Origin of the sequence: Pseudomonas sp. B14(2022), assembly GCF_012030485.1 — a bacterium.
In the GTDB taxonomy this organism is placed as follows: domain Bacteria; phylum Pseudomonadota; class Gammaproteobacteria; order Pseudomonadales; family Pseudomonadaceae; genus Aquipseudomonas.
This window is the reverse complement of the sequence record NZ_JAAUVM010000062.1, coordinates 1-291: the sequence shown is the minus strand read 5'-3', so window position 1 is coordinate 291 and position 291 is coordinate 1. Positions and strand designations below refer to the sequence as shown.

Here is a 291-nt window from a genome sequence, read left to right as displayed (position 1 = left end):
TAACTCACAAATTTTACCTTAGCCTGATCCGTTACCAGTGAAAGTAACGTTCAGTCTATCTTTCTATCACATACCCAAATTTTTAAAGAACGATCTAATCAAAGACTAGAAATCAACATTCACCATCTTTCAATGGAATGCTCATTTCTAAGCTTTCATACGTCAGAAGCAGTAGTGGTGGAGCCAAACGGGATCGAACCGTTGACCTCCTGCGTGCAAGGCAGGCGCTCTCCCAGCTGAGCTATGGCCCCGTATTTCTACAGGCGTTTCCCACACAAAATTGGTGGGTCT

The 291-nt window shown here is 44.0% G+C and carries 1 tRNA gene; it reads right to left on the bottom strand.

Annotated elements, in window-relative coordinates:
- Positions 1–175: 175 nt before the first annotated feature.
- Positions 176–251: transfer RNA gene (locus HCF10_RS31015), tRNA-Ala, on the bottom strand.
- Positions 252–291 lie beyond the last annotated feature (40 nt).